The following is a 3,388-nucleotide window of genomic DNA, read 5'->3' as shown; positions in this document are numbered from 1 at the left end:
CAGCTGGCCTTGAATCACTGTATTGAACCCACGCGTCTTGTGCTTAAAGCAGTTAAGGCGTTCGTATTCATAGAGTTGTTGAATTCTTGGTTGAAGCGCTGGTGCAGGTCGCGATTGTGGGCTCAGGACTGGCCGGCCTAGCCGCTGCCGTCGACCTTGTGGATGCAGGTCACAAAGTTGACCTCTATGAGGCGCGTCCGTTCATGGGCGGCAAAGTCGGTAGCTGGGTAGATGAAAACGACAATCACATCGAGATGGGATTGCACGTGTTCTTTTTCAATTACGCCAACCTCTTTGCTCTGATGCGCAAGGTGGGCGCGATTGATAATTTGCTGCCAAAAGATCACACGCATTTGTTTGTCAATAGCGGAGGTGATCTGCGGGAACTTGATTTCCGTTTCCCAGTCGGTGCTCCGTTTAATGGTCTCAAGGCTTTTTTTACAACTCCGCAGCTCACCTGGATCGATAAGTTGCGCAATGCGATGGCCTTAGGCACCAGCCCAATTGTGCGAGGTCTCGTTGATTACGAAGGCGCGATGCGCACGATTCGTGCGTTGGATTCAGTGAGTTTTCAAACCTGGTTTGTCAGCCATGGCGGCAGCCTGGAGAGCATTCGCAGAATGTGGAATCCGATCGCTTACGCCTTGGGATTCATCGATTGCGAAGCCATTTCTGCGCGATGCATGTTGACCATTTTCATGATGTTTGCCTCCAAGACTGAGGCCTCAAAACTCAATTTGCTGAAGGGGTCACCACATCGATGGCTCACTGGGCCGATTTTGGATTACATCCAGGAACGCGGTGCCACTTTGCATCTCCGCCACCGTGTGAAGGAGGTGCATTACGAGGAAGGAGAGGCCCCCAAGGTGACATCCTTAACCTTGAGCACCCCCGAGGGTGAGAGCAATGTTCAGGCTGATGTGTACCTGGCAGCCTGTGATGTTCCTGGGATTCAGCGCCTTCTCCCCGATGCATGGCGTAAGCACGAGCAATTCGATGCCATTCATCGCTTAGAAGCTGTGCCGGTAGCCACGGTGCAGCTTCGTTACGACGGATGGGTGACGGAACTGGCGCAAGGAGACGTCTCCGACGCGCGTCGGAAGGACCTGTCCAATCCGACTGGTTTAAATAATTTGCTTTACACCGCTGACGCAGACTTCAGTTGTTTCGCTGATTTGGCATTGGCCAGTCCAGAGGACTACCGAAAACCAGGGGAAGGATCGTTGTTGCAGTGCGTTCTGACCCCTGGAGACCCCTGGATTCCAAAATCGGTTTCTGACATCGTTGCTCACACCGATGCTCAGGTGCGCAAACTGTTCCCATCGGCTCAGGATTTGAACCTCACCTGGAGCAATGTTGTGAAGTTGGCCCAATCTCTGTACCGAGAAGCACCTGGAATGGAGCCGTATCGGCCTGATCAACGCACACCAGTCAGCAATTTTTTCCTGGCCGGGAGTTATACCCGACAGGATTACATCGATTCGATGGAGGGAGCCACGATGAGTGGTCATCTTGCAGCGGCAGCCATTCTTGGAATGCCGGCGAAGCTGGCCACCAACAACGCGGTGGCCTGAACCGATGGGACGTTGGCTCGACCACACGGTCATCACCGAAGTTCAAGCCCCTGTCGATCGGGTTTGGACTGTTTGGAGTGATTTCGAAGCGATGCCTCGCTGGATGCGCTGGATCGAATCGGTCAAGACCCGTGAGGATCCTGACCTAACGGATTGGACTTTGGCGGCTCAAGGTTTCCGTTTTCAATGGAAAGCGCGCATTACGAGCCGCATTGATCAGCAGCAATTGCAGTGGGAATCGGTGGGGGGACTCCCGACCAAAGGTGCCGTTCGTTTTTATCAAGAGCAGCCCGAGATCACCGCTGTGAAGTTGAGCGTGAGCTACGAACTTCCCGGAGTCTTGGCACCGCTGATGGAACCGACCATCCTGGGAGGAATTGTCACCAAGGAGCTCCAGGCGAACCTTGATCGTTTTAGGGATTTGGTTGAAAGCGGTTACACACCAAGGACGGAGCATTGAGTTGGGGCCAGCTTCGAGCTTTGCTCTCTCAGCGCTGATGCTTGGGGCGTTGATTGGTGGATGTTCCGCTGATCCAACGGGTGGTACCCCATCTAGTCGTGTCAACGAACCTCCCTTGGTGTCGCCTGAGGCGAAGGTCATGTCCTCACCACCTGCAACGGCTTTAACCGTTTTGCCGAGTGTTGCTGAAGTTCTCGTTTCCGTTCCAGAAGGTCGCACCGATCCCTTCGCACCCTTTCCGCAACGGATCTCTGATCCCCAGCCCGGCACCTCGGGAGACACGGGTTTGACGGTTCTCGGTGTGCTCTCTGTGGCGGATCAGTTGCGTGCACTGATTAGTACGACTGAGGGATCGGGAGTCGTCTGTCTGGGGGCAGGTGGCCGTTGCCCTGGAGAGGCTCAGCAGCTTTTCCCCATGGACGTTGAGGTCCAATCCATCGATATCCGCACGGGCTGCCTCACCCTGCTTCAGTCCGGGCGGTCGCAGCGGGTCTGCATCACCTGAAGGCAGGCCTGGGTCAAACCATCGAGGTCGTGGGGGTTGGCTTCCTGGTCGACCCGTCCGAATTGTTCAAGACAACGCTGGCTGGTCTGGGGCCCAATCGACACCAGTGCTACGGAGCTGATGGCACGGGCTGCTGTCTCAGAGCCCAAGGTTTGCTCCAGCAGTGCAGCCGTATGGAGGACTGTTTTCCCACTGCTGAATGTGATCGCATCCACCTCACCTGAAGCCAACGCCTTGGCCGTTGTTTCTGGCATGTCGGCTGGACAGCGGGATTCGTAGGCAGGCACCTCTACCACCCTGGCGCCCGCCTCCCCAAAGGCTTCGGCGAGCAGCGTGCGGCCTCCGCTTTGCACCCGTGGGAGCAGGAGTCTGAGTCCCCAACCTGAAACAGGGAAGTGTTCGATCAGACTGTCTGCCACGAAGTCAGGTGGTACAAAATCAGCGGGTGCCCCCAGATGGTCCAGAAGCCGTGCCGTCTTGCGTCCTACAGCGGCAATTCGAAGCCCAGCAGGTCTTCGGCCCAGGCTGCTGCCTTGGAGCCGCAGACGTTCATCCACGGCTTGCACGCCATTGGCGCTGGAGAAGACCACCCAGTGAAACTCATCCAATTCGGCAAGGGCATCATCCAGAGGACCCCATTCATCGGGAGGACCGATTTCTAAAGCCGGCAGGTCGAGGACCTTCGCACCCTGTTGTTCCAACAGGGTGCGGGCTTCCCCTAGCTGTTCACGGGCCCTCGTGACGACGATGGTGCGCCCCTGCAGGCCTGGATTGCTTTCAGAAATCATGCATTCACCTCGTCAAGTTTCACCAGTCCGCCCACCTGATCTTGCAGGGCTCTTGCCTGGT

General features: G+C 56.3%; 4 protein-coding genes. 3 read left to right on the top strand and 1 reads right to left on the bottom strand.

Annotation, left to right across the window (positions count from 1 at the left end; genetic code table 11):
• Nucleotides 1-101: 101 nt before the first annotated feature.
• Genes zds through NCN04_RS09685 form a run of 3 tightly spaced genes read left to right on the top strand, consistent with a single transcriptional unit; the run spans nt 102 to nt 2,539 of the window.
• The gene (gene zds / locus NCN04_RS09695) at nt 102-1,574 is read left to right on the top strand and encodes a 9,9'-di-cis-zeta-carotene desaturase (RefSeq protein WP_250395958.1); all 1,473 of its coding nucleotides are present in this window, start codon (nt 102-104) and stop codon (nt 1,572-1,574) included.
• 4 nt (nt 1,575-1,578) lie between these two features.
• The gene (locus NCN04_RS09690; protein WP_250395957.1) at nt 1,579-2,034 is read left to right on the top strand and encodes an SRPBCC family protein; all 456 of its coding nucleotides are present in this window, start codon (nt 1,579-1,581) and stop codon (nt 2,032-2,034) included.
• A 1-nt stretch (nt 2,035) separates the two neighbouring features.
• A complete protein-coding gene (locus tag NCN04_RS09685; RefSeq protein ID WP_250395956.1) occupies nt 2,036-2,539 on the top strand; it encodes a hypothetical protein in 504 nt (167 codons plus the stop codon).
• On the opposite strand, the gene NCN04_RS09680 is transcribed toward NCN04_RS09685, so the two are convergent.
• On the bottom strand, nt 2,503-3,327 hold the full coding sequence (locus NCN04_RS09680) for a uroporphyrinogen-III synthase (RefSeq protein WP_250395955.1): 825 nt from the start codon (nt 3,325-3,327) through the stop codon (nt 2,503-2,505). The genes NCN04_RS09685 and NCN04_RS09680 overlap by 37 nt on opposite strands.
• Nucleotides 3,328-3,388: the final 61 nt, after the last annotated feature.

The sequence above is a fragment of the Synechococcus sp. MU1655 genome (assembly GCF_023630655.1).
In the GTDB taxonomy this organism is placed as follows: Bacteria; Cyanobacteriota; Cyanobacteriia; order PCC-6307; family Cyanobiaceae; genus Synechococcus_C.
Note: the sequence above shows the minus strand (reverse complement) of the source record. Positions and strands in the feature narration are given on the sequence as shown.

Bases quoted from the DNA above. Each gene is read 5' to 3' on its own strand.
- NCN04_RS09680 (WP_250395955.1), bottom strand. From the start codon at position 3,327: ATGATTTCTGAAAGCAATCCAGGCCTGCAGGGGCGCACCATCGTCGTC.
- NCN04_RS09690 (WP_250395957.1), top strand. From the start codon at position 1,579: ATGGGACGTTGGCTCGACCACACGGTCATCACCGAAGTTCAAGCCCCT.